Here is a 22,999-nt window from a genome sequence, read left to right as displayed (position 1 = left end):
TTTTTTAGTCCTATTTAAGATTATTGGTACTATACTTTTACAATTGATAATAAATATTATTTTTAATAATTAAAAATTCATAGTTTATGGAGCAAATAATAATGAAAATTTTTAGAATAATACTTTTTTATTTTTTATTTTTTTTCGCAACAACTGTTTTTGCCAAAGTCGACAATTATATTGCCGAAGCAAATATAATTAAAAGCATCCTCAAACAAAGTTTAGAGTTATATAAAAAAGGTGATGCCCAACAAGCAAAAAAACTAAGTGAAGATGCTTATTTTCAACATTTTGAAAATATGGAAGGCCCTATAGGTAGAAATATAGGTCGAAAAGCTATTACTATGGAACGTAAATTTATTAATTTGCGTCGTATGTATAAAGAAAAATCCTCTTTAGAACAAATCGATGCGCTCATTGAAAGTCTTTATTATGATTTAGATGAAGTTGCTCCAATTTTACAAAATGGATATAAATTAAAAGCAGAAGCTAGTCAAACTAACTATGATAAAGCTGCTGCTGAGAAATCTAGTCTAGAAGCTAATGCCAAAAGAGAAGCTGATGCTGAAGCTTTAATTGCACAAATTACAGGTGTTAAACCCTTATCAGATAACACTGATACAAACACTAGCGCTCATTTATCAAATTTAAATTCTAAAGATATTGATCAAGATCTTCAAGCTGCAGCTTCTATGGATGCAAGATTGCAATTTATTCTTGATAATATTTCGACCAAATTTACTCTAGCTGCAAATGCTTTTAAAAATGGAAATTATAATGAAAGTAAAAATTTATTAAATGATGCTTTATTCAATGATTATCGAAATACAAAAGTTGAAATTCTTATCAATAAATTTACTAAAGCAGGAAATGATCAAAAATTTCAACAAGCTCTAAGAACATTAATGCGCAAGATTGATGAGCAAAAACTTGATGAAAAAAAATTAAGAGATGATTTAGATAATATAGAACAACAGCTTTTTGATATATTTTTACAAATTCCAAATTCAGAACTTTCAAAATTAAAACTAAAAGGTTTTAATAACGAAAATCAAGGAAAAGATTATTCTAAAGTAGGAGATGATATCAAAATTGCTTTAAATGAAATTTTAAATAATTATGATGGTTTTAATATTTCGGCTATTAATGAATTACAAAATACCTATTTAGATATTTTTGAAGCTAGTGGAATGGAAAATAAAATTGGTGCAGTTGATAGTAACTTAAAATTAAAAATTGAAAGTTTATTTTCCCAAAGTGTTGCATTGATTAAAAATAGCGCTGATAAAAAAGAACTTAAAGCTACTTTTGATGAATTGGAAAAATTCATCAAAAAAGGCATAGATAAAATTCAAGATTCTACACCTTATTCCCTTTTTATATGGGCTTTGGGAATTATCATACGCGAAGGTTTAGAAGCTTTAATTATCGTTGTTGCTATTGTATCTTATCTTGTTCAAAGTGGTAATAAAAATCGCCTAAATATAGCCTATAGTGCGCTTTTTACAGGGATAATACTAAGTTTTATTACTGCTTTTGCTGTCTCTTGGATTTTTAAGGAAAATGCAGGACAAAGCAGGGAGCTTATAGAAGGCATTACAATGCTCATAGCGGTTCTTTTATTATTTTATGTTGGATTTTGGCTACTTTCCAATGCGCAAAATAAAAAATGGGCTAGTTTTATCAAACAAGGCGCAATTGATGCTATTTCAAACAATAGTGCAAAAACACTTTGGATTACTGTTTTTTTAGCTGTTTATAGAGAAGGTGCTGAAACAGTACTTTTTTATCAAGCTTTACTTTTTGATGCAAAAACTAGTACAGATTTAAGTGCCATATTTGGAGGACTTGGCCTTGGAATTTTAATTCTTATTGTTTTATACTTTCTTTTAAAAGCAGGAGCTATTCGCATTCCAGTTAAGCAATTTTTTTACATTACCTCATATATTATTTTTTATATGGTATTTGTTTTTACAGGCAAAGGCATAGCAGAACTTATAGAGGGAAAGATTATTCTTCCTAGCTTAATCCCTATTAATTTTGAGCCTATATTATGGCTTGGAATTTATCCTTACTATGAAACTTTAATACCGCAGTTCATAGTATTAATTTTATTAATTATTGGTATTTTAATGACAAAACAAATTTCAAAAAAAGGAGTAAAATGAAAAAAATTTTATCTGGTGCTGTTATAGCAGCAATTACAAGCATTAATCTTTTTGCAGGTGAAGTACCGATTGGAGATCCAAAAGAGTTAAATGGAATGGAAATAGCAGCTGTTTATCTTCAGCCAATTGAAATGGAGCCAAGAGGAATTGACCTTGCAGCTTCATTGGCTGATATTCACTTAGAAGCAGATATTCATGCGACTAAAAATAATCCTAATGGATTTCCGGAAGGATTTTGGATGCCTTATTTAACTATAGCTTATGAACTTAAAAATACTGATACTGGGGCCATTAAACGTGGAACTTTGATGCCTATGGTTGCAGATGATGGTCCTCATTATGGTGCTAATATCGCTATGGAAAAAGACAAAAAAGGTGGTTTTGGGGTAGGTAATTATGAACTTACTTTTTATATTTCAAATCCTGAAAAACAAGGATTTGGACGCCATGTTGATGAAGAAACTGGTGTAGGTAAATGGTTTGAGCCTTTTAAAGTTGATTATAAATTTAAATATACTGGCACACCAAAATAATTTATATTTTTAGAAATTCTTATTCATAGAATTTCTAAAAATACTTCTTATACTTTAAAAAATAGAATCTTGGTTTATGTTTAAACATATTCAATTAAAATCTTTTTATAAATTTATTTATTTTTTATACTTGTTAAAGTTTTTTATGTAATAATAACTCTTATCAATATAAAAAAGTGAAAGATTATGAGTATATATTTTATCAATTTTATTTCCAATATTTTACCTTTAAGTGTTTTAATAGCTTTTATAAATCCTGAGAAAAAATACATTATAAAGACCTTTATATCGGTTTTTTTAGGATTTTTATTTGGATACTTTGCATTTTTTATATCCGCACAATTTTTAAAAACTGATAATTTGATATTTAATTTCAATTTTATTTTTATAGCTTCTTTACTCGTAAGTTTTATATTTTATTTTTTGGAAAAATTTAAAATTTTAAACTTAACTTTATCAACTATTTTAAGTTTTTGTATAGCTTTAAATTATTATTATGCGAACCAAGATTTTCCTATATTTAGCAATTCTTTATTAGATAGTCAAACGATTATATCTTTAGGCTTTATGTTTTTAGCTTTCATTATTTGCGTTCTAATCTTTTTCTTTTTAAAATGGCAAAAAAAAATCAACAAAAAAGTAAGTTTTATTGTTTTTTGTCTTACCATCTTGGTAGAAATGGATCACGCTTTGGCTAATATTTTACTTACTTTAATGAGAAATTCAATTATCAATACCGAATCATTTTTAGTTAGTTTTGTTGGCAAAAGCAATTATTTTGGCACTTTTAAAATTTATCTTTATATTATCTTAATCCTTATCCTTGCTTTTTTAAGTCTAAAAATTCGCAAAAATAATCTAAACAAACATGCAATTTTAGACATAAATTATCGCAAAGATAAAGCAAAAAATCATCTAATTAATTCTTATTTTTCAAGTGTTTTTATTGCTTGTGTAGTGAGTTTTTGTATTGTTTTGTATTTTTTTATGATCAGCTCTAAACCCTTAGTTATAGACGAACCTAAAGAAATTTTACCTAATGCTGAAGGTAAATTTATCTTTGATGTAGCTCTTTTAAGAGATAATAAGCTTCATAGATTTGCCTATGTAACACCTGAAGGTAAAATTGTAAGATTTTTTTTGATCAATAAAAGAGAAGATCGAGATTCTCCTGTTGCTGTTTTTGATGCTTGCATGATTTGTGGAGATATGGGATATATTAAAAAAGATGGAGAATTAATTTGTATTTCTTGCAATGTCCGTATTTTCTTACCGAGCGTAGGTAAATCTGGCGGATGCAATCCTATTCCTTTAAAATATATCTATGATGGTAAAAAAATTATCATTGATGTAAAAGATGTAGTTGCTGGATCTAATTATTTCAATCAAATCAAAGAAATTCAAGTTAGCGATCCTGTTTCAAAAGATAAACTTATTAATATAAAAGCACCGTTTTCTTATAGCTATAAAGGAATTACTTATTATTTTATCAATGAAAAAAACTATGAAGAATTTAAAAAAGATCCTTTGAAATTTATTGGAGATACGGAAGCTAAGTTTTTAATCCAAAGGAGAAACGATGTTGGCTAAAATAATTCTCAATTCTATTTTTAAAAATAAAATTCAAAAATTTCTAGCTTTTCTCACTTGTTTTTTAGCCACCCTTTTACTCTGCATTATGTTAAATATTACTTTAAGCATAGGAAATGAAGTTACAGAACAATTAAAAAGCTATGGATCAAATATACTTGTTTTACCTAAAGGTTCTAACTTAAACATTGAAATAGGTAATGAAATTTATGAACCCTTAAAAAATAAAAACTATCTGGAAGAAAAAAATTTATACATGATTAAAGATATTTATTGGCGCAACAATATCACCGCACTAGCTCCTTTTTTAGATGGAAAAATTATTATTAAAAACAATAATAAAACTATGAAAACTCTACTATATGGGACTTATTTTAGTAAAGCAATTAAAATAAAGGATGATGATGATTTTGTTACAGGAATTCAAACCCTTTATCCCTATCTTAAAGTAGAAGGAAATTGGGCAAAAGATGATAGTAATGAAATTATGCTTGGTGAAGATTTGGCTAAAAATTCTAAATTTAAAATAGGAGAAAATATAACCTTAATAGGAGAAAACAATATTTCAAAAGAAGTTAAAATTGTAGGAATTTTACTGCACACAAATCCTAAAATGTCAAATAAAATCATCGCTCCTTTACATCTTGCTCAAGAATTACTCGATAAACAAGGACTTTACTCAAGTGCTGAAGTTAGAGCTTTTACTATACCCGAATCAGCACTTTCTGAAAAAGTACGCCGCTTAGGAGAAGAAAAACTCGATCAAGTTGAATACGATAAATGGTATTGTTCTGCCTATGTAGGTTCTATTGCTAGTCAAATTAAAGATGGATTACCAGGTTCTGATGTAAAAGTACTAAATGCTATTAGTGATGCTCAAAATTTGATTGTTAAAAAAATTCAATCTTTAATGTCGATCACTTGTATCATTTGTATCATCATTTCAAGTATAGCTATTTCAAGCCTTATGAATTCAGAAATTCATCGTAGAAAAAGAGAAATAGGTCTTTTAAAAGTTCTTGGAGCTGATACTTTTCAAATTTATTTAATCTTTTCAAGTGAAAATTTAATCGTAGCTTTTATTGCTGCAATTTTTGGATTTATCTTTGGCATAGGAATTTCAGAAATTATTAGCCTTAATATTTTTGGCTATTTTATTGATATTGCTTTTATAGCTTTACCTTTAAGTCTTGTTTTTGCTGGTTTAATAGCTATAATTGGCTGCTTAATTCCCATAAGGCATATTTCCAATCTTTCTCCGGTGGAGGTGCTTTATGGAAAATAGATTTTTTCTAAACGAACTTTTTAAAAGCCTTAGTTTTTCCTATCAAAGACTTTTTATTATTATTTTATCCATTTTCATAGGTGCATTAACTTGTTCAGCATTTTTAAATATCTATTTTGACATAGATATAAAACTCTCAAAAGAATTAAAAGCTTATGGAGCAAATGTGATTATAAGTCCTAAAAATATAGATGAAAATTTTATCTCTAATGCTAAATATGAAGAAATCAAACAGAAATTAAAAGCTAGGGCTTTAACTCCATTTTTATACGAATTTTTAAATTTAGGCAGCACAAGTGCTGTTGTTTTAGGAACAGATTTTAAAGCCTTAAAGCTTACTAAACCTTTTTTAGAGATAAAAGACGGGAGCTTTTCTTTAAGAGATTTTAATGATAATTCTATTTTTTTGGGTATTGATTTAGCTAAACAATTAGGTCTTAAAGTAGGAAATGAATTACAAATTTACAATCCAAACAATGGAAAAAGTGTTAAATTAACTATTAAAGCTATATTTTTAAGCAATGATGAATTTGATAGTATCGCTTTAGCATCTTTAAATGTGATTCAAAATTTAAGTGATACTCAAGGTATTAATTATGCTAATGCTATAGTTGATGGCAACTTTCAAAATGTTTGGAGTCAAACTCAAGCTATTAGTGATAATACTATTAATGCTAAACCTATATCATCGGTATCTTTGAGCGAAAATTTAGTTCTTAAAAAAATAAAAACCTTAATGTTTTTAATCGTCATTATTGTTTTAATTATAGTCACAACTAGTGTTAATACCACATTAAGTTCTATTATATTTTCCAGAAAAAAAGAAATTGCTTTACGCTTGGCATTAGGTGCAAAAAAGAGCGAAATTTTTAAACTTTTTGCAAGCGAATGTTTCATTGTAAGCTTGATAGCAAGTATTATAGGAGCATTTTGCGGAATATTTTTGGCTAATATTTTTGGCTATTTAATTTTTAATTCTAGTATTGATTTTAGATTTAAAGCAGTATTAATATCTATTATTATTTCTTTAGCTTTTGCTTTTTTTGCTGCTTTTTTGCCTATAAAAAAGGCTTTAAAAATTAATATTTGTGACAATTTGAAAGGTGATTAAATGAAAGAATTAATAAAAATAACAAATCTTAGTAAAAATTTTGGCAAAGTTAAAGCTTTAAATAATATCAATTTAAATGTTTATCAAGGAGAATGGCTTGCAATTATGGGTCCATCAGGAAGTGGAAAATCAACACTTTTAAATATTTTATCCTTAATGGATACTCCAAGCAGCGGCCAATATATCTTAGATGGACAAAATTTAGAAGAAATTAACGAAGAACAAAAAATACAATTACGCAGAGAAAAAATAGGGCTCATATTCCAGCAATTTCATCTTATTCCTTATTTAAATGCTTTAGAAAATGTGATGCTTTCTCAATATTATCATTCTTGTATTGATGAAGAAGATGCAAAAATGATGCTTGAAAAAGTTGGTCTTTCGCATCGTTTAAGTCATTTGCCTAATCAACTTAGCGGAGGAGAGCAACAAAGAGTTTGTATTGCAAGATCTCTAATTAACAATCCAGAACTTTTGCTTGCAGATGAGCCCACAGGAAATTTAGATGAAGCTAATGAAGAAATCGTTCTTCAAACTCTAAAAAAACTCAAAAATGAAGGAAAGACGATTGTTCTAATTACTCATAATCCAGATTTAGCTAAATTTGCCGATAGAACTATATGTTTACATCATGGAGTTTTAAAATGAAATACTTATATATTTTTATTGCTTTACTCTTACTTAACGCATGCTCTTTTGAAAATCATAAAAGTGCAAAAATAGGAGAAGTTGCAGCAGAAATTTCAGCTAAAAATCTCTTGGGCAATAAAATCAATTTAAATGATGATAAAAATAATTTAAAAGTATTGGTTTTTTTTCAGAACGGTTGCTCTTCTTGCTTAAAAGAATTGCCTTATTTAGATGATTTTATACAAAATTATCCAAATAAAATTAGCGTTTATGCAATCAATTCAGCTAATGATATGCAAACTATACAATCTTTAGCTAAAAAATTTGATTTTAAAAACGTCAAAATTTTAAAAGATGATCTTAAAATAACTCAAGATAGATATGCTGTATTTGCAACACCAACCACTATAATCATTAAAAATGGAATTATAAAAGATAGAATTTTAGGAGAAACACCTTGGGAAAATTTAAAGTCCAAGCTTATTTCATTGCTTTAATCACAGCTTTATTTTTTATATCTTGTAGCGATGGGGAAAATTTTAAAAGCTTAGATTATAAAAATTATAATTTTTCTTATAATGGTTTTGAAAAAACATTAAAACTCGATCAAAAAAATCAAAATTTTGCTTTAGTATTTTTTACTAAAGATTGTGGAGTATGTAAAGAACAAATCAAAATTTTACAACAATTAATTCAAAATTATAATTTTAATATTTTTGTGATTTTAGGAGATGCAAAAAATCTTAATGATGCTAAAAATTGGGCACAAGATAAAGGTTTAACTCAATTAACTTTATTTTACGAAAAAAATGCAGCTAAATATCTTTCAGATGCGATAGGTGGTATTTATGGAGTTCCCGTAATTAGTTTTTTTGAAGCAGGAAAAATGAATAAAAAATTTATAGGATTAACACCTTATCATATACTTGAAAATGAAATTAAAAGGATAAAAAATTAATCTCATCCTTTTTTCAAACAATTAAAGTTTTTGATCTCCTAAAAAATAACCATAAATTTCATAACTTCCATCTTTTTTCATTAAAATTACAGGATATTTTTCATTATAACCTTGTTCCATTCCAGGGCTTCCTTGTGGCATTCCAGGAGCTGAAATTCCTATAACATCTTTTGGTTTGTTTTCAAGAAGCCAAGCTACAGCACTTTCAGGAACATGTCCTTCAACAACATAGCCTTCAATAATTCCTGTATGGCAACTTTGATATTCGTTTTTGACGCCATATTGATCTTTAATTTTTAGAAAATCATCTGTTTTATGCACATTTACACTATAACCTTTTTTCTTCATATAAGCTGCCCAATAATCACAACACATACAAGTAGGACTCTCGTAGATTTCTAAATTTTTAGCCTGTAAAATAGAAGCAGTTGCAATCATAAAAAAAGCTAAAATCATTTTTTTCATTTCTCATCCTTTAAAATTAAATCACTACTTAAAAAGAGTTCTACAACCCGTTTTAAAATTTCTATATTTTCAATATCGATAATATACCATAATTTTGCTTTAGAAAAAGGGAAATTTTTTCATTATTTTTTAAAATTCTTTTTAAAAAATAAAATTGCTTAATATATAATACGTCATTACAAATTAAAAATATAGGTTTATTATTTACATAAATACAATATTCTCTAAACATTTTTCTAGCATGAAAAGTATATTTATTTCCACAAAGTTTAAGCTGATCTAAAACAAAATCTTTAAAATTTTCGCTACTGGACACATAAATCCTTATTATAAAATCAATTTTTTATTTAATTGATATTGACTATAAACAATAAAATAATTCTTACAATCAACAAATAGATTCCACTCTAAATAAGCTTTGACTCTTCTTCTGTGATGACAAAAATACCGCAATAAAAAATAATATACCTACTAAACGTTGCTTTTTAAGTTTTTTTCCTTAACTTCTTAATCTCTTCTAAAAGCATAAATTTAAGCTCCTTAAGCCCTGTTTTTTCAAGACTTGAAACCTCGATTAAGAAACTTTGTGGATTTTCTATGCTTTTTAAATAATCTTCTAAATTTATTATATTCTCTGCGATTTGTTTCGCAAAATCAACACCTAAATTTACGCTATCGCTTTTTGAAATCATGATACCAAATTTACGCCCAAAAAGCTCTTTAGAAAATTTTTCAAGCTCATTTCTTAGCACTACAAATTGTTCTTTTAAAGGCATTTCTCTTAAAGGATCTAGCACAAAAAGTAAAAAAGATGTTCTTTCTATATGCTTTAAAAAAGCAAGGCCCAAACCTTTTCCTCCACTTGCACCCTCGATAATACCAGGAATATCTGCCATCACAAAAGAATTATACTCATCTACATCAACAAAACCAAGTTTTGGTGTTAGTGTGGTAAATTCATAATTTGCAATTTCAGGTTTTGCGTTTGAAACTACACTAATAAGAGTCGATTTTCCCACATTTGGAAAACCTACAAGTCCTACATCAGCGATCAATTTGAGCTCAAGTCTTACTAAACGACTCTCTCCTTTTATACCAGGTTGTGCATAATCGGGACGTTGATTGGTTGCGTGTTTAAAATGAGTATTTCCAAGCCCGCCTTTTCCACCTTTTAAAAATACTTCTCTTTGTCCTTCTTTAATTAAATCAAGTAAAATTTCATTTGTTTGAGCATCAATAACTTGAGTACCCTCTGGAACAATGAGTTCTAAATTTTCACCTTTTTTTCCATTTTTATTACGCCCCATACCAGCTGCACCATTTTGCGCACGAAGTTCCTTTTTGCCTTTAAAATTAACAAGAGTATGTGTATTGTTATCACATATAAAAATGATATCTCCGCCATTTCCGCCATCGCCACCATCAGGGCCACCTAATGGAACATGTTTTTCACGACGAAAACTTACAGCGCCTTTACCTCCATCACCTGAAGCTAAAGTAATCTTAACACTATCTATAAACATTATTAACCTTAAATTTTTTTGAAAAGAAGTATAACAAAAAGAAAATTAAAAAATTCAAAAGAGTTAAAAAAGAATTTATTTAAAAAATAAAAACTATTTTCTGAAAATTGATTGAATTGTTTGAATTTAATTAAAGTCATAACAGATCTAACAATTTAAAAAAATTAAATAAAGTTTTTACAAAAATAAACTATAAAAAACATATTGAATAATTTATAAGATCGAAAACCAAGTATTCAAATACTTTAATGATTTTTTATAAATTAACTCTTTGTCTTAAATTTTAATAAGAAATATATTGAAAGAATTTCTAGGCAAAAACCTAGAAATTAAGCAGGATAAACAGAAACTTTTTTTCTATCTTTATCTTTTCTTTCAAATTTAACAAAACCATCAATTAAAGCAAAGATAGTATGATCTTTTCCCATGCCTACATTGTTACCTGCGTGTGTTGCTGTTCCTCTTTGGCGAATGATGATATTTCCAGCTCTAACAAATTCGCCACCAAATTTTTTAACACCTAAACGACGACCGATAGAATCGCGATTATTCTGAGTTGAACCTTGACCTTTCTTGTGTGCCATTCTTTTACCCCTTAAGCTTTAATATCTTTAACTATAACGCGAGTAAATTGTCTTCTAAAACCTCGTTTAAGTTTAGAATCTTTTCTGCGTCTTTTTTTATAAATTACAACTTTCCTATCTTTTCCGTGATTGATCACTTCTAAAACAACTTTTGCACCTGCTACGAAAGGCGCACCTACCTTAATATCTTTATCGCAAATTGCAAGTACTTCATTCACTTCAATAATAGCTTTACTTTCAGCTTCAAAGTGATCTAGCTTTAACTCATCATTAACGCTAACTTTATACTGCTTTCCGCTGTGTTTCATAATAGCATACATTGCTTTTCCTTATAATTTGGTAAGTACCATAAAGCACCGATTAGGATTTAAAAGCTTTAATGGTTTAGAAAAACTTTGATTTTATAAAATTTTTCTTTAATGTTTAATGAATTTATAAAATTTGCGAATTAAAAAATCAAAGCAAAACTAAAATCCAAGATCAACCCCACCACTTTCATGAAGCTTATAAGTAGAATCTTTGCCTTTGTCTTGCTTATTTTCATCAAATGCGTTGGTATTAAAAAGAGAATTTTGTATATATTTTTGCATCATTAAGGCGATATTTTCCCAATATTTTTGCTCTTTTTGAATATCATGAGCAAGCATAAAATTCGCACTTAAAGTTTTTGACAATACTATTTCTCTTGTAGGATAAAATATAAGTTTAAAAGAGATATTTATCTTTAATTTTTTATCATCTTGATAAGTAATATAATTATTTTGCTTAGATACATCTAAAATTTTATACTCTAAAATATAATCAGTACCTAAAACATTCCCTAGTTTAGAGCTTTCATCACTAGAGCCTTGAGCACTTTCGATAAGTTTATCTTCGCTCTTAAAATCGTTTTTTCTTTCCAAAAGAGTAAAATAACTATCATTAGAAAAAATATCATTTAAAGCTTGGGTTAAATTTTCTCCTAATTTTCCATAATTTTCATCAAAAAGTATTAGTTTAGGCTTTTGATCATTTTGATAAAGATATTTATAGGCCAATATTTTAACTTCCCAACTTGTTCCATTATTTTCAGCAGAAGTAACTTCATAGCTATCAATACGCCCATTACTTATATTTTGAAGTATATTCTTTGAATCTTGAATCACTTCTCCTAAAGCTGAAAATTTAAAATCAATATTTTTGATTTCTTGTCTTAAATTAAACTTTGATATTCCCTTAAGCTTGGACAAGACATCGATTAAAGCATTATTTAAAGCATCTTCTCTCGTTTGACCCGTCCCTATACCTTGCATAATTTTTTGAAATTTAGATCTTTGATGCGGAAGTATTTTTAGACTTTGAATATTACTAAAATTTACATCTTGAGCGGGAGAGTAATCATAAATAATCACATTCTTTTCATTTTTAGCTTTTATAATATTTTGATTTTCAGCCCAAAGTAAAGAGAAAAAAGCTATTAAAACAAAAAATTTTCTCATTTTACCAAATCACCGATTTGCTTGTTCCTGTTTTGTCAATTGTTTTTTCATCTTCCCAATAAGCAAGCCCTGAATTTAAATCTGTAAGCGTTAAATGAAAAAAATACTCTGCTTGTATATCACCATTTTTGAGCTTAACAGTATCTTGACGAATTTTTCCACTCAAAGAAAAATCTGGAGCTACCAAAGTTCCTTTTTTGGAAATAGTATTTTGATTAAATTCTTCATTATTGCGTAGCTCTCTTATAGCTTCACTCATGTCATCTTGAGCACCTCCTGCTGCAACTGCCGTAGTAAGAATAAATTTACCTGATTTTCGAAGCGCTATAGTTATTTTACTTATAAGTTTATCTGTATCAATTCTTTGAGGAGTATCATTAATAATTTTTCCAATAGCTATAACTTTTCTTTGACCTTGTGAAATATTTGCAAAAGCAGGATCCTTTAACATACTTTCAATCATTTTTTGTGCTGTTTTTTCAAAATCTTCCTTATCAAGTCCCAAAGTTAAAGCATCTCCTTGTTTTTTTTGACTCGCATAACCATCAGTATAAATAGGCGATCCACAAGCTACGAGAAAAAAAACTAAAAAAATATAAGAAGCTGCTAAAAATAAATTTTTCATTTTATTTCCTTTTTTTAAACTATTATACTTTGTTTAATTTTCAATTTTGTAAATTTCACTTGAAATTAATGGATTAAAAGATCTAACTAAAATTAATATATCTTTATTTTGATCCAAAGAATTAGAATATATCAAATTATTATTTTCATCTTGAATTTTAATAAAGCCATCATTATTTATCATTAAAATTTGAATATTTTTAGGTAAAAAATTCCAGATTCTTAAATCACTCCTTGTTGTTACAGTCGTAAAAATATCCGTAGCAAAAGTCAAAATTCCACTTTGATCATTTTTTGCCACAGCCATGTTTAAACTCGTTTTAAAAAGGCTTGATATTAAAGATTTTATAATTTTAGCATTTAACTCTTCTTTAAATTCACTCGCAACCACCTCATCAAAATCGAAAATTTTTACTGTTTGATTCATATTTTTACCATCAAAAATATTTAAATAAGCAAAAGATTCTTTTCTTTTTTTTAAAGTAGGTAAAGTTACACTTGCTGTTACGATATACTGATCAAAAATAAAAGGTAAAGTAAGTGAAAATTCATCTAATCTAGGGCTTAGACCATTTTCATAAATGATAAAAATATGTTTTTTTAATTTTTGCGGATTTAAAGCTTTAGAATATCGATCAAACATTTCAAATTCTTTTTGTATTTCTTTGTCATTATTATATGCTGCATAAACTTCTTTAAATAAATCAGAAGCTTTTTGATAATCATGATCCATGAAAAAAAATACCGAAGAAATATAAGTCACATAAGCATTTGTATAATTTTTTTGTGCATGAAATTCTTTAAAAAGATTACTATATTGTCTTGCAATAATTTTAAGATTTTGATCTATATTTTGTTTAAAATTCTCTTCTTTTTCAGCCTTTTTTCGCATCTGCTGAATTTGGGAAACAAAATATTCTTTAGCTATTTCTTGCCTTGCTAAAGCTCGATTAAACTCTACCCTGGCATTTGAAAAATCTTTTAAACTCATAAAATTTAAACCCTTGTAAACATTTACCATAGTCCTTTCATACCAAGCACCTTGATAATCATTAATCCCATCATTTATTAATGTAGAACTGATAAAATTCATACTTTTATGAGTAATATTTTGTAAATCAACATCATATTTATAAGAATTTTCTACCTGATCGAAAATAGTATTACTTAAATTAAAATCTTTACAATCTCTAGCAATATATGCTGTATTTAAGCCTTTAAAAATAATATCATCATTTTTATTAATTGCTTGTAATTGTTTTTTAAAAAAATCCTGATCACATTTTTTAGAGAATAATTCTTTTTCATAAAATAAATTTTGATCTTGATGAGTTGAACAAGCACTTAAAATAAATATAAGAAAGAATAATATTATTTGATACATTTAAAATAATCCAAAAAATAAAAATTATTCTAAACTATACCAAAAAATCAATAACAGCCCTCAAGGCTATTATTGATTACTTTAAAAAACCAGCTGCAACAAAACCCAAAGCTACTGAAATCGCAATAGCTAAAACACCTGGTATAAAGAAAGAGTGATTAAAGATAAATTTACCTATTCTTGTTGTTCCCGTATCATCCATTTGTACAGCACCAAGTAAGGTTGGATAAGTTGGAAGAACAAAAAGTGCAGAAACTGCAGCAAAACACGCCACTAACATATAAGAATCATTTGGATTGGCAACGGTGATACCTAAAGAAGCAATCACTACTGGAACAATAGCTTTAGCTGTAGCTGCTTGAGAATATAAAAGCATACTAGCAAAGAAAAATGCAACCGCAAGTGTTGCTGGAATTTGTTTTACCCAATTGCTTGCTAAATCTGTAATTTCTTGTGTGTGACCCGAAACGAAAGTATTTCCAAGCCAAGCAACACCAAAAACACAAACACAAGCCGTCATACCACTTTTAAAAACACTTGTATCCAAAATTTTTGCTGGATCCACTTTACAAAACCAAGTAATCAAAGTAGCTGCTGTTAATAAAAAGCTCATAATCGCAGAATCTCTTGGAATAACAACAGGATCTATCCATCTAATGTTACTAGAAATTGCTGTTGCATACAAAACCACACATAAAACTGTAATTAGAAAAATTCCAACTGAAAGTTTAGCACCTGGTTTATCTTGTGCTTGCAAAACTTCATTAGCATCCTTAACAAGCCCTGCTTTTAAACGCTCTTGATAAATTTTACATTTGCTAAGATCTAATGGAGTAATAAGACTAACTATAAAAGCTGTTAAAATACAAGCGATAAAAGTTGTACTGATCCAAATTCCTAATAATGTTGGATAATTCCATCCAAATTGTTCTAAAACCCCACTCATATAAACAACGGCAGCGCTTACAGGAGATGCAGTAATACCTATTTGAGAAGCAACCACCATCAAAGAAAGTGGAACTGAAGGTTTAATATTTTGAGATTTTGCAACATCGACAACTACGGGCATTAAAGAAAATACGGCATTACCTGTTCCTGCTAAGAGAGTCAAGAGCCATCCACAAATTGGAGCTAGATAGTTAATAAATCTCGGATGCCTTCTTAAAAATCTCTCAGTCAGCCTTACCATATAATCAAGACCACCAGCTTGTTGCATTGCAGAAATTGCTGCAATAGCTGCAGCAATAATTAAAATAACATCCCAAGGAATGCTACCTGGCTTCATGCCTAAAGCAAGTCCTAAAATAACAACTCCTATACCTCCTGCATAGCCTATAGCTATACCCCCTAAGCGAATTCCTATAAAAATAGAACCCAAAAAGACGACTATTTGTAAAATCAACTCCACACTCATAATAAAACCTTTTTATTTTTCAATACGCGGATTTAACATATTTTCAGGAGTTAAGTATTCATCTAATTTTTCCTTGGTTAATAAGCCCCTTTCTAAAACTATATCAGCAACACTTTTTCCAGTTTGCAAAGCTTCTTTTGCAATTGATGCTGAATTTTCATATCCTATATAAGGATTTAAAGCAGTAACCAAACAAACAGAATTTAACATGGTTTTTTTACAATTTTCAGGATTAGCTGTTAAGTGTTTGATTGCTTTATTGGCTAAAGTTAACATTGCATTTTCTAAAAGGACTAAAGAATTAAATAAAGCATAAGCAATTCCTGGCTCAAACGCATTAAGCTCAAATTCACCTCTTTCTGAGCAAAGTGCTATGGTAACATCATTCCCTATAACTTCATAACAAGCCTCTCCTACAACTTCTGGAATGACTGGATTTACTTTTCCTGGCATAATAGAACTACCTGGTTGCATTTGAGGTAAATTAACTTCACCTAAACCACATCTTGGACCTGAATTCATTAATCTTATATCATTAGCAATTTTTGAAAGTCTTACTGCAGCAGTTTTTAAAGCTCCACTTACATGAACAAAATCAGCTGTATCTTGAGTAGCTGCTATAAAATCCTCCGCAGGTCTAAAGGTGGTGCCTGTTATATCACTTAAGTATTTTTCAACTAAGTCTTTATAATCTGGATGACAACAAATTCCTGTTCCGATTGCTGTTGCTCCTAAATTTAGATATGTCATTGACTCTCTTGCTTTAGTGATTTTTTCTATATCGCTTTTTAAATAACTTGCAAAAGCATTAAAAGTATTTCCTAAGGTTGTAGGAACTGCATCTTCAAGCTCTGTTCTTCCAATTTTTAATATATCTTTCCATTCTTTTGCTTTAATTTCTAATTCATTTTTTAATATTTCCATAGCTTTAAGCAAATCACCCATTTTAGCGTGAACTGCGACTTTAATAGAGCTTGGGTAAGCATCATTAGTTGATTGACCAAAATTAGTATTATCATTTGGATGAAGATATTGATATTCACCTTTTTTATGACCCATCATCTCAAGAGCAACATTTGTAATTACTTCATTAGCATTCATATTTGTACTTGTTCCAGCACCACCTTGAACCATATCAACTACAAATTGATCTAAAAATTCACCATTGATGATTCTATCACAAGCTTTTACAATATAATCAGCCCTATCGGCTGGAACCATACCTAAATCTTTATTAGCCAAAGCTGCTGCTTTTTTAACTTGTGCAAAAGCTTTAACAAAAAATGGATATTCCTTTAAAACCCTTCCGCTCATTTTAAAATTTTCTAAAGCTCTGTAAGTTTGCACTCCATAATAAACATCATCAGGAATTTCTAGTTCTCCTATAAAATCATGTTCTTTTCTTGTTCCCATTGTAAACCTTTCATATAGTTTCTATTTTTAATGTAAACATAAAAATCTACGTAGATAAGTATATTCCTATTTTAGTTAATAATTAGTTAATATTATTAACATTTATTCAAGTAAAAATAAATAAAAAAATAAAAAACATATCTCACAATAATTTTGTTATAATTTCACCTAGATATAAATTTTGGACTATTTCAATGGAAAAAATGGCTATTAATCTAGAAAATATTAAAATAAATGAGGATTGGAAATTTTTTTTAAAAGAAGAATTTTTAAAACCTTATTTTTTAGAAATTAAAAAAAAATATATTCATGCTCTAAAGAACAAAAAAATAATCTATCCTCCAGCAAATTTAACTTTTAATGCCTTTAATCTTACTCCTTTAAAAGATTTAAAAGTGATCATTTTAGGGCAAGATCCTTATCATCAAGAAGGTCAAGCAATGGGACTTAGTTTTTCAGTCCCTAAAGGAATTAAAATTCCACCAAGTTTGGCTAATATTTATAAAGAACTTTATTATGATTTAAAAATTCAACCTGCAAAAGATGGAGATTTAAGTTTTTGGGCAAAACAAGGAGTTTTGCTTTTAAATTCCATTCTTAGCGTTGAAGCTGGAAAACCTGCGAGTCATAGCACTTGGGGATGGCAAAAATTTAGTGATGCTGTTATATCTAAACTCAGCATGGAAAAAAAAGGACTTGTTTTTATACTTTGGGGTAATTTTGCAAAGTCTAAAAAAAATCTTATTGATACAAAAAAACATTTTATACTAGAAGCTTCTCACCCCAGTCCGCTAGCTAGAACAGGATTTTTAGGCTGCAAACATTTTTCAAAAGTCAATGAAATTTTAAAAAGTTTAGGAAAAGAAATTATAAATTGGGAATTAAAATAATTTTAAAAAGCTGATTAATAAATTCAGCTTTTTAATTTGCAATATTTTTAAAAGATTCATTATCTATATCGACTTATTTTTTAATAATTTAACCTTTATAATAAAAAATAATCTATATTTAAATTTCATAATCAATAAAAAATCACCGATAATTACTAAAAATATAAAGATTAAAAAATATTTTCAAATATAAAAATCATTTCATTATATTTATATTTTATTAAAAATAAAAAAATTAATATGTTACAAAAATACACAAAATTTTTAAGAACTTATAAACTTTAATACCCTATTTCATTTCTTTAAATCTATTTTTTGAAATTTTGATAAAATGGCTAAAGATGTCAAAATTAAGGAGAAAATATCTAATGTGGCAACAAATTTATGACCCGATGAACAATATTTGGTTAAGTGCTTTAATAGCATTTTTACCAATTCTTTGTTTTTTAGTTTGTCTAGTTTTTTTTAAACTCAAAGGTTTTCAAGCTGGATTTTTAACCGTTATTGTAGCATCCTTGGTGGCTTTATTGGCATATAAAATGCCTTGGAATTTAGTTGGAGCAAGTTTTATTCAAGGCTTTATCAATGGAATGTGGCCTATTGCTTGGATTATTATTGCAGCAATTTTTCTTTACAAGCTTTCGATTAAATCAGGATCTTTTGAAGTCATTAAAAAAAGCGTTATGAGTATCACGCCAGATCACAGAATGCAGGTAATTTTAATCGGTTTTTGTTTTGGATCATTTCTAGAGGGCGCGATAGGATTTGGCGGACCAATTGCTATCACCGCAGCTCTTTTAGTTGGACTTGGTTTTAAACCATTGCAAGCAGCAGGACTTTGTCTTATAGCAAATACAGCCCCTGTAGCATTTGGCGCCGTTGGAATTCCTGTTATTGCGATGTGTGATTTGGTCAAAATTGAAAGCCAATCTGTTTCAGCTATGATAGGTAGAATGCTTATACCGCTTAGTTTTATTGTACCTTTTTTTGTTGTATTTTTGATGAATGGCTTTAAAGGCATTAAAGAAACTTTTCCTGCGGTTTTTGTTGCTGCGGCAAGTTTTACGCTCACTCAATATCTTAGCTCCAACTATTTAGGTGCAGAACTTCCGAGTATTATTTCCGCTGTTGCTTCCTTGGCAATTACAACTTTATTTTTAAAATTTTGGAAAATAAAAAATATTTACCGTGTTGATGGAGAAACTAATTTTGAAACTAATAACAATCTTAGCTTTTCTTCGGTATTAAAAGCTTGGGCTCCATTTATCTTGCTTATAGTTTGTATAATTTTTTGGACTCAACCTTGGTTTAAAGACCTTTTTGGAAAAGATGGAATTTTTGCTTTTACTAGTATTACAATTGCATTTAATAATATCACTCAAGGAATACTTAGTCCTTCTATAGTTGATGCAAGTGTTCTTAAACCAGTTAGTTTAAATTTAGGTATAGATTTTATTAACGGAAAAACCGTAGCTCAAGCAGGAACTGCTATTTTATTTGCAGCGTTTTTTACTATTTTTATTTTAAAAATCAAAGCAAGTGATGCTGCTGAATGTTTTGGGGCAACTTTAAAAGAGATGGCTATTCCTTGTCTTACAATAGGTCTTGTGGTAGCTTTTGCTTTTATTTCTAAAAATAGTGGTATGAGTGCAACTTTAGGCCTTGCATTTGCACATACTGGCGATATATTTTCCTTCTTCTCTCCTGCTATAGGTTGGATAGGAGTATTTCTAACAGGATCTGATACAAGTGCTAATCTACTTTTTGGAACTTTACAGCAAGCAACAGCTCAAAAACTTGGAGTTAATGAAGTTTTATTTTTAGCAGCAAATTCTGTAGGTGGAGTTGTCGGAAAAATGATAAGCCCTCAAAGTATAGCTGTAGCTTGTGCAGCCGTTGGATTAGTAGGAAAAGAATCTGAACTTTTCAAATTTACTCTTAAGTATTCTATAGCTTTTATTATTTTGGTAGGAATTTGGACTTGTTTTATCGCTTTCTTTTTGCAAGATATTATTCCTAGTGTTGTTTTAAAATAGTGATTATTGAAAGGTAAATTAATGAAAAAAGTATATTTTTATGCGACTTGCTTAGGCACAGCAGCTATGCAAGATACAATTTTAAATGCTTTAAAACTTTTACGTTTAGAAGGAATTGAAGTTATATTTAAGAAAAAACAGACTTGTTGCTCTCAACCTTCTTTTAATTCAGGTTATTTTAAAGAGAGTAAAGAAATTGCAATGTATAATGTAAATCTCTTTAATGAACCTTATCCTATCGTTGTACCAAGTGGATCTTGTGCCGGTATGATGGCTCATGATTATCTGGAACTTTTTAAAAATGATCCACAATTTGAAAAAGTAAAAAATTTCAGCCAAAGAGTTATAGAGCTTTCTCAATATCTTGATGAAGTTTTAAATGTAAACTATGAAGATAAGGGAGAACCCGTAAAAATAACATGGCATTCAAATTGTCATGCTTTAAGAGTTCAAAAAAGCATCGATGCAAATAAAAATCTAATTAAAAGGCTTAAAAACGTTGAACTTGTGCCTTTAACCTATGAAGAAGAATGTTGTGGATTTGGTGGAACTTTTTGCGTAAAAGAGCCTGAAATTTCAAATGCTATGGCACAAAGCAAAATCAAAGATATTCAAAATACAGGAGTAAAATATTTGGTTAGTGCAGATGGAGGTTGTTTACTTAATTTAGGAGGTACCATGAAAAAAATGGGGCTCGATATTAAACCCATTCACCTATATGATTTTTTAATCAAACGTTTGCAAGGAGAAAAACTATGAATGCTAAAATGCCTCATGAGCAAATCGTTCATATCAAACTAAACGATAAACAAATGCAAGAAAATCTTGTTAATGCTATGCATACCTTACAAACCAATCGTTTTAAAGTAATTGATGCTAAATTTAATGATTGGCAAGGCTTAAGATCTAAAGCCAAACAAGCTAAAAACAATGCTTTAATGAATTTAAAAGATCGTTTATTAGAATTTGAAAAAAATGCTACAGCTAATGGAATGATCATACATTGGGCGGATACAAAAGAAGATGCTTGTGAAATTATCTATCAACTTATGCTAGAAAAAAAGATTTCTAAAGTTTTAAAAGGTAAATCAATGGCTAGTGAAGAGATAGGTTTAAATCATTACTTAGAAAATAAAGGAATGAAAGCCATTGAAACCGATTTAGGCGAACTCATTTTACAATTAAATGATGAAGCTCCTGTACATATTGTAGTTCCAGCTATTCATAGAAATCGTTATGAAATAGGAAAAATCTTTAAAGAAAAGCTTAATTCAGAATTAGAAAGTGAACCAGAAAAACTTAATGCCATAGCAAGAAAGCATTTAAGAGATGAATTTGAGGGTTTAAAATTGGGTCTAAGCGGAGTTAATTTTGCTATGTCTAAAGAAGGTGCTTTTTGGCTCATAGAAAATGAAGGTAATGGTAGGATGTGCACTACAGCTCCTGATATACATATAGCCCTTTGTGGAATAGAAAAAGTTATGGAAACTTTTGAAGATGCAGCTACAATGGTTTCTTTACTTACTCCATCGGCAACTGGACAATTTATACCGACTTACAATAATATCATTACAGGACCAAGAAAAAATGGAGAATTAGACGGTCCTAAAGAGGTACATGTGATATTATTTAATAATAATCGCACTAATATGCTTTCTAATGAAGATTATTATGAAGCTTTAAGATGTATAAGATGTGGTGCTTGTATGAATTTTTGTCCTGTTTATGATCAAATAGGTGGGCACACGTATCAAACAACTTATCCAGGGCCTATAGGAGAAGTTATTAGTCCAAATATCTTTGGTATTGATCATACAGGAGATATTTTAACTTTTTGCTCACTTTGTGGACGCTGTTCGGAGGTTTGTCCTGTTAAAATTCCTTTAGCTGATTTAATTAGAAAATTAAGACGCGATAAAGTAGGACAAGGAGATAATCCACCTATAGGTGCAAATTTAGTTCATCATAATGCCATGGAAGCTTTTGCTTTTTCAAAATTCAAAAGCTTAGCTACTAGCGGTAATTTATGGAGATTTTCTTTATCAAAAGCTCATTATTTTAATTCCTTATTGCACAAATTTAAGGATTCTTTGCCAGTAATTAAAAATTGGAGTGCTTTTAAAGAATTACCAGAAATTAAAAAAGATTTATATAAAGAAGTAGAAAAACTTCAAGGAGTTATTTATGAATAAAATTGCAGAAATTACCTCAAAAAGCAAAGCAAGCATTTTAAAAAAGCTAGAAAATTATTATCATGAAACAGAATTTTCTTATACTCCAAGTATTGACCCAGTAGAGCATATTTGCACCACAGATGATATGCTTAGCGAGTTAAAACAAAAAATGAGTGATAATAAATATATTGTTGAAGAAAGCACTCAAGATCAACTTGAAGAAAAAATTAATGAAATTGCATCAAGTTATGGCTATACAAAACTAATCTATCCTCAAAATTTAAATTTAAATTTAGAAAAGATTAATGCTGAAGAAAAAGTTTGTTTTGATAAAAATATAGAAGATTTAAGATCTGAAGTTTTTCATAGTGATTTTTCGATTATCCATGCAAGAGTTGGAGTAAGTTCCCATGGTGTTGCTTTAGTGCTTTCATCTAAAGAGCAACCTAGAATGCTTTCTTTAGCTCCAAAACTTTGTATTGTTTTACTCAAAAAAGAAAATGTGGTTAAAAGTCTTAGCGAAGCTTTAAATTTGACTAAAAAAGAACATGAAAATTTACCAAGCAATATTTTGTTTATTGCTGGACCTTCAAGAACTGCTGATATAGAGTTAATTACTGTTTTTGGGGTTCATGGCCCACAGCAAGCTCATATTATTTTATACTAAATTACATTCTAGATAAATTTTATCTAGAATGTCAAATAATCTGAAAAATTAAAAAATTCAATCCTTTATTTT

The 22,999-nt window shown here is 28.7% G+C and carries 23 protein-coding genes; 13 read left to right on the top strand and 10 right to left on the bottom strand.

Annotated features, from left to right (window positions below; translation table 11 throughout):
- Positions 1 to 101 precede the first annotated feature (101 nt).
- The 8 genes from ACD570_RS01830 to ACD570_RS01795 all read left to right on the top strand — a co-directional run bounded on the left by ACD570_RS01830 (position 102) and on the right by ACD570_RS01795 (position 8,275).
- Positions 102 to 2,168 (top strand): FTR1 family protein, encoded by a 2,067-nt coding sequence (locus tag ACD570_RS01830; protein WP_337207008.1) that lies wholly within the window; start codon positions 102 to 104, stop codon positions 2,166 to 2,168.
- On the top strand, positions 2,165 to 2,701 hold the full coding sequence (locus tag ACD570_RS01825; protein WP_200282521.1) for an iron transporter: 537 nt from the start codon (positions 2,165 to 2,167) through the stop codon (positions 2,699 to 2,701). The genes ACD570_RS01830 and ACD570_RS01825 overlap by 4 nt, the downstream gene beginning before the upstream one ends.
- 186 nt (positions 2,702 to 2,887) lie before the next feature.
- Positions 2,888 to 4,291: a Fe-S-containing protein gene (locus tag ACD570_RS01820; RefSeq protein ID WP_337204912.1), complete on the top strand. Its 1,404-nt coding sequence runs from the start codon at positions 2,888 to 2,890 to the stop codon at positions 4,289 to 4,291.
- Positions 4,281 to 5,576, top strand: a complete 1,296-nt coding sequence (locus ACD570_RS01815) for an ABC transporter permease (RefSeq protein WP_200282527.1) — start codon at positions 4,281 to 4,283, stop codon at positions 5,574 to 5,576. The genes ACD570_RS01820 and ACD570_RS01815 overlap by 11 nt, the downstream gene beginning before the upstream one ends.
- Positions 5,566 to 6,687: an ABC transporter permease gene (locus tag ACD570_RS01810; RefSeq protein ID WP_337207002.1), complete on the top strand. Its 1,122-nt coding sequence runs from the start codon at positions 5,566 to 5,568 to the stop codon at positions 6,685 to 6,687. Before ACD570_RS01815 ends, ACD570_RS01810 begins: the two co-directional genes overlap by 11 nt.
- On the top strand, positions 6,688 to 7,335 hold the full coding sequence (locus tag ACD570_RS01805; protein WP_337198429.1) for an ABC transporter ATP-binding protein: 648 nt from the start codon (positions 6,688 to 6,690) through the stop codon (positions 7,333 to 7,335). It begins immediately after the preceding gene.
- Positions 7,332 to 7,814 (top strand): TlpA family protein disulfide reductase, encoded by a 483-nt coding sequence (locus ACD570_RS01800; RefSeq protein ID WP_200282534.1) that lies wholly within the window; start codon positions 7,332 to 7,334, stop codon positions 7,812 to 7,814. Before ACD570_RS01805 ends, ACD570_RS01800 begins: the two co-directional genes overlap by 4 nt.
- The gene (locus ACD570_RS01795) at positions 7,775 to 8,275 is read left to right on the top strand and encodes a TlpA family protein disulfide reductase (RefSeq protein WP_200282536.1); all 501 of its coding nucleotides are present in this window, start codon (positions 7,775 to 7,777) and stop codon (positions 8,273 to 8,275) included. The genes ACD570_RS01800 and ACD570_RS01795 overlap by 40 nt, the downstream gene beginning before the upstream one ends.
- A 21-nt stretch (positions 8,276 to 8,296) precedes the next feature.
- Here the strand turns inward: ACD570_RS01795 and ACD570_RS01790 are convergent, their stop codons facing one another.
- The 10 genes from ACD570_RS01790 to ACD570_RS01745 all read right to left on the bottom strand — a co-directional run bounded on the left by ACD570_RS01790 (position 8,297) and on the right by ACD570_RS01745 (position 17,160).
- Positions 8,297 to 8,740: a DUF411 domain-containing protein gene (locus ACD570_RS01790; protein ID WP_239820161.1), complete on the bottom strand. Its 444-nt coding sequence runs from the start codon at positions 8,738 to 8,740 to the stop codon at positions 8,297 to 8,299.
- A gap of 61 nt (positions 8,741 to 8,801) precedes the next feature.
- The gene (locus ACD570_RS01785; RefSeq protein WP_417904340.1) at positions 8,802 to 9,056 is read right to left on the bottom strand and encodes a hypothetical protein; all 255 of its coding nucleotides are present in this window, start codon (positions 9,054 to 9,056) and stop codon (positions 8,802 to 8,804) included.
- A gap of 169 nt (positions 9,057 to 9,225) precedes the next feature.
- Positions 9,226 to 10,263, bottom strand: a complete 1,038-nt coding sequence (gene obgE / locus ACD570_RS01780) for a GTPase ObgE (protein WP_337206999.1) — start codon at positions 10,261 to 10,263, stop codon at positions 9,226 to 9,228.
- A 329-nt stretch (positions 10,264 to 10,592) separates the two neighbouring features.
- Positions 10,593 to 10,847 carry a 50S ribosomal protein L27 gene (gene rpmA, locus ACD570_RS01775; protein ID WP_002800974.1) on the bottom strand — a complete coding sequence of 85 codons (255 nt, stop codon included), beginning with the start codon at positions 10,845 to 10,847 and terminating at the stop codon, positions 10,593 to 10,595.
- 11 nt (positions 10,848 to 10,858) lie between these two features.
- A complete protein-coding gene (gene rplU / locus ACD570_RS01770; RefSeq protein ID WP_137623143.1) occupies positions 10,859 to 11,167 on the bottom strand; it encodes a 50S ribosomal protein L21 in 309 nt (102 codons plus the stop codon).
- 147 nt (positions 11,168 to 11,314) lie between these two features.
- On the bottom strand, positions 11,315 to 12,325 hold the full coding sequence (locus tag ACD570_RS01765; RefSeq protein WP_337196748.1) for a hypothetical protein: 1,011 nt from the start codon (positions 12,323 to 12,325) through the stop codon (positions 11,315 to 11,317).
- 1 nt (position 12,326) lies between these two features.
- Positions 12,327 to 12,950 (bottom strand): penicillin-binding protein activator LpoB, encoded by a 624-nt coding sequence (gene lpoB / locus ACD570_RS01760; protein ID WP_417904339.1) that lies wholly within the window; start codon positions 12,948 to 12,950, stop codon positions 12,327 to 12,329.
- A gap of 33 nt (positions 12,951 to 12,983) precedes the next feature.
- The gene (locus ACD570_RS01755; RefSeq protein ID WP_337206994.1) at positions 12,984 to 14,333 is read right to left on the bottom strand and encodes a hypothetical protein; all 1,350 of its coding nucleotides are present in this window, start codon (positions 14,331 to 14,333) and stop codon (positions 12,984 to 12,986) included.
- A 76-nt stretch (positions 14,334 to 14,409) separates the two neighbouring features.
- Positions 14,410 to 15,747: an anaerobic C4-dicarboxylate transporter gene (locus tag ACD570_RS01750; RefSeq protein WP_337206992.1), complete on the bottom strand. Its 1,338-nt coding sequence runs from the start codon at positions 15,745 to 15,747 to the stop codon at positions 14,410 to 14,412.
- Positions 15,748 to 15,759: 12 nt separating this feature from the next.
- Positions 15,760 to 17,160 (bottom strand): aspartate ammonia-lyase, encoded by a 1,401-nt coding sequence (locus ACD570_RS01745; protein WP_417904338.1) that lies wholly within the window; start codon positions 17,158 to 17,160, stop codon positions 15,760 to 15,762.
- Between the two features lie 194 nt (positions 17,161 to 17,354).
- On the opposite strand from ACD570_RS01745, the gene ung reads away from it, so the two are divergent.
- The 5 genes from ung to ACD570_RS01720 all read left to right on the top strand — a co-directional run bounded on the left by ung (position 17,355) and on the right by ACD570_RS01720 (position 22,927).
- Complete coding sequence (ung, locus tag ACD570_RS01740) at positions 17,355 to 18,050, top strand: uracil-DNA glycosylase (RefSeq protein ID WP_239820170.1); 696 nt, start codon at positions 17,355 to 17,357, stop codon at positions 18,048 to 18,050.
- A 368-nt stretch (positions 18,051 to 18,418) separates the two neighbouring features.
- Complete coding sequence (locus ACD570_RS01735; protein ID WP_200282555.1) at positions 18,419 to 20,086, top strand: L-lactate permease; 1,668 nt, start codon at positions 18,419 to 18,421, stop codon at positions 20,084 to 20,086.
- A 21-nt stretch (positions 20,087 to 20,107) separates the two neighbouring features.
- Entirely contained in the window at positions 20,108 to 20,845 is a 738-nt protein-coding gene (locus ACD570_RS01730; RefSeq protein WP_200282558.1) for a (Fe-S)-binding protein, read from the top strand.
- Positions 20,842 to 22,278, top strand: coding sequence for a LutB/LldF family L-lactate oxidation iron-sulfur protein (locus ACD570_RS01725; protein WP_239820171.1), 1,437 nt, complete (start codon positions 20,842 to 20,844; stop codon positions 22,276 to 22,278). The genes ACD570_RS01730 and ACD570_RS01725 overlap by 4 nt, the downstream gene beginning before the upstream one ends.
- Positions 22,271 to 22,927: a lactate utilization protein C gene (locus ACD570_RS01720; protein WP_337199772.1), complete on the top strand. Its 657-nt coding sequence runs from the start codon at positions 22,271 to 22,273 to the stop codon at positions 22,925 to 22,927. Before ACD570_RS01725 ends, ACD570_RS01720 begins: the two co-directional genes overlap by 8 nt.
- Positions 22,928 to 22,999 lie beyond the last annotated feature (72 nt).

Source organism: Campylobacter sp. LH-2024 (genome assembly GCF_048270605.1).
Classification (GTDB): domain Bacteria; phylum Campylobacterota; class Campylobacteria; order Campylobacterales; family Campylobacteraceae; genus Campylobacter_D; species Campylobacter_D molothri.
This window is presented reverse-complemented; position numbering and strand designations above follow the sequence as displayed.

What these genes read in the sequence shown, in the direction of transcription:
- ACD570_RS01830 (WP_337207008.1), top strand. Translation starts at nt 102, where the DNA reads ATGAAAATTTTTAGAATAATACTTTTTTATTTTTTATTTTTTTTCGCA.
- ACD570_RS01825 (WP_200282521.1), top strand. Translation starts at nt 2,165, where the DNA reads ATGAAAAAAATTTTATCTGGTGCTGTTATAGCAGCAATTACAAGCATT.
- ACD570_RS01820 (WP_337204912.1), top strand. Translation starts at nt 2,888, where the DNA reads ATGAGTATATATTTTATCAATTTTATTTCCAATATTTTACCTTTAAGT.
- ACD570_RS01815 (WP_200282527.1), top strand. Translation starts at nt 4,281, where the DNA reads ATGTTGGCTAAAATAATTCTCAATTCTATTTTTAAAAATAAAATTCAA.
- ACD570_RS01810 (WP_337207002.1), top strand. Translation starts at nt 5,566, where the DNA reads ATGGAAAATAGATTTTTTCTAAACGAACTTTTTAAAAGCCTTAGTTTT.
- ACD570_RS01805 (WP_337198429.1), top strand. Translation starts at nt 6,688, where the DNA reads ATGAAAGAATTAATAAAAATAACAAATCTTAGTAAAAATTTTGGCAAA.
- ACD570_RS01800 (WP_200282534.1), top strand. Translation starts at nt 7,332, where the DNA reads ATGAAATACTTATATATTTTTATTGCTTTACTCTTACTTAACGCATGC.
- ACD570_RS01790 (WP_239820161.1), bottom strand. Translation starts at nt 8,740, where the DNA reads ATGAAAAAAATGATTTTAGCTTTTTTTATGATTGCAACTGCTTCTATT.
- obgE (WP_337206999.1), bottom strand. Translation starts at nt 10,263, where the DNA reads ATGTTTATAGATAGTGTTAAGATTACTTTAGCTTCAGGTGATGGAGGT.
- rpmA (WP_002800974.1), bottom strand. Translation starts at nt 10,847, where the DNA reads ATGGCACACAAGAAAGGTCAAGGTTCAACTCAGAATAATCGCGATTCT.
- rplU (WP_137623143.1), bottom strand. Translation starts at nt 11,167, where the DNA reads ATGTATGCTATTATGAAACACAGCGGAAAGCAGTATAAAGTTAGCGTT.
- ACD570_RS01765 (WP_337196748.1), bottom strand. Translation starts at nt 12,325, where the DNA reads ATGAGAAAATTTTTTGTTTTAATAGCTTTTTTCTCTTTACTTTGGGCT.
- lpoB (WP_417904339.1), bottom strand. Translation starts at nt 12,950, where the DNA reads ATGAAAAATTTATTTTTAGCAGCTTCTTATATTTTTTTAGTTTTTTTT.
- ACD570_RS01755 (WP_337206994.1), bottom strand. Translation starts at nt 14,333, where the DNA reads ATGTATCAAATAATATTATTCTTTCTTATATTTATTTTAAGTGCTTGT.
- ACD570_RS01750 (WP_337206992.1), bottom strand. Translation starts at nt 15,747, where the DNA reads ATGAGTGTGGAGTTGATTTTACAAATAGTCGTCTTTTTGGGTTCTATT.
- ACD570_RS01745 (WP_417904338.1), bottom strand. Translation starts at nt 17,160, where the DNA reads ATGGGAACAAGAAAAGAACATGATTTTATAGGAGAACTAGAAATTCCT.
- ung (WP_239820170.1), top strand. Translation starts at nt 17,355, where the DNA reads ATGGAAAAAATGGCTATTAATCTAGAAAATATTAAAATAAATGAGGAT.
- ACD570_RS01735 (WP_200282555.1), top strand. Translation starts at nt 18,419, where the DNA reads ATGTGGCAACAAATTTATGACCCGATGAACAATATTTGGTTAAGTGCT.
- ACD570_RS01730 (WP_200282558.1), top strand. Translation starts at nt 20,108, where the DNA reads ATGAAAAAAGTATATTTTTATGCGACTTGCTTAGGCACAGCAGCTATG.
- ACD570_RS01725 (WP_239820171.1), top strand. Translation starts at nt 20,842, where the DNA reads ATGAATGCTAAAATGCCTCATGAGCAAATCGTTCATATCAAACTAAAC.
- ACD570_RS01720 (WP_337199772.1), top strand. Translation starts at nt 22,271, where the DNA reads ATGAATAAAATTGCAGAAATTACCTCAAAAAGCAAAGCAAGCATTTTA.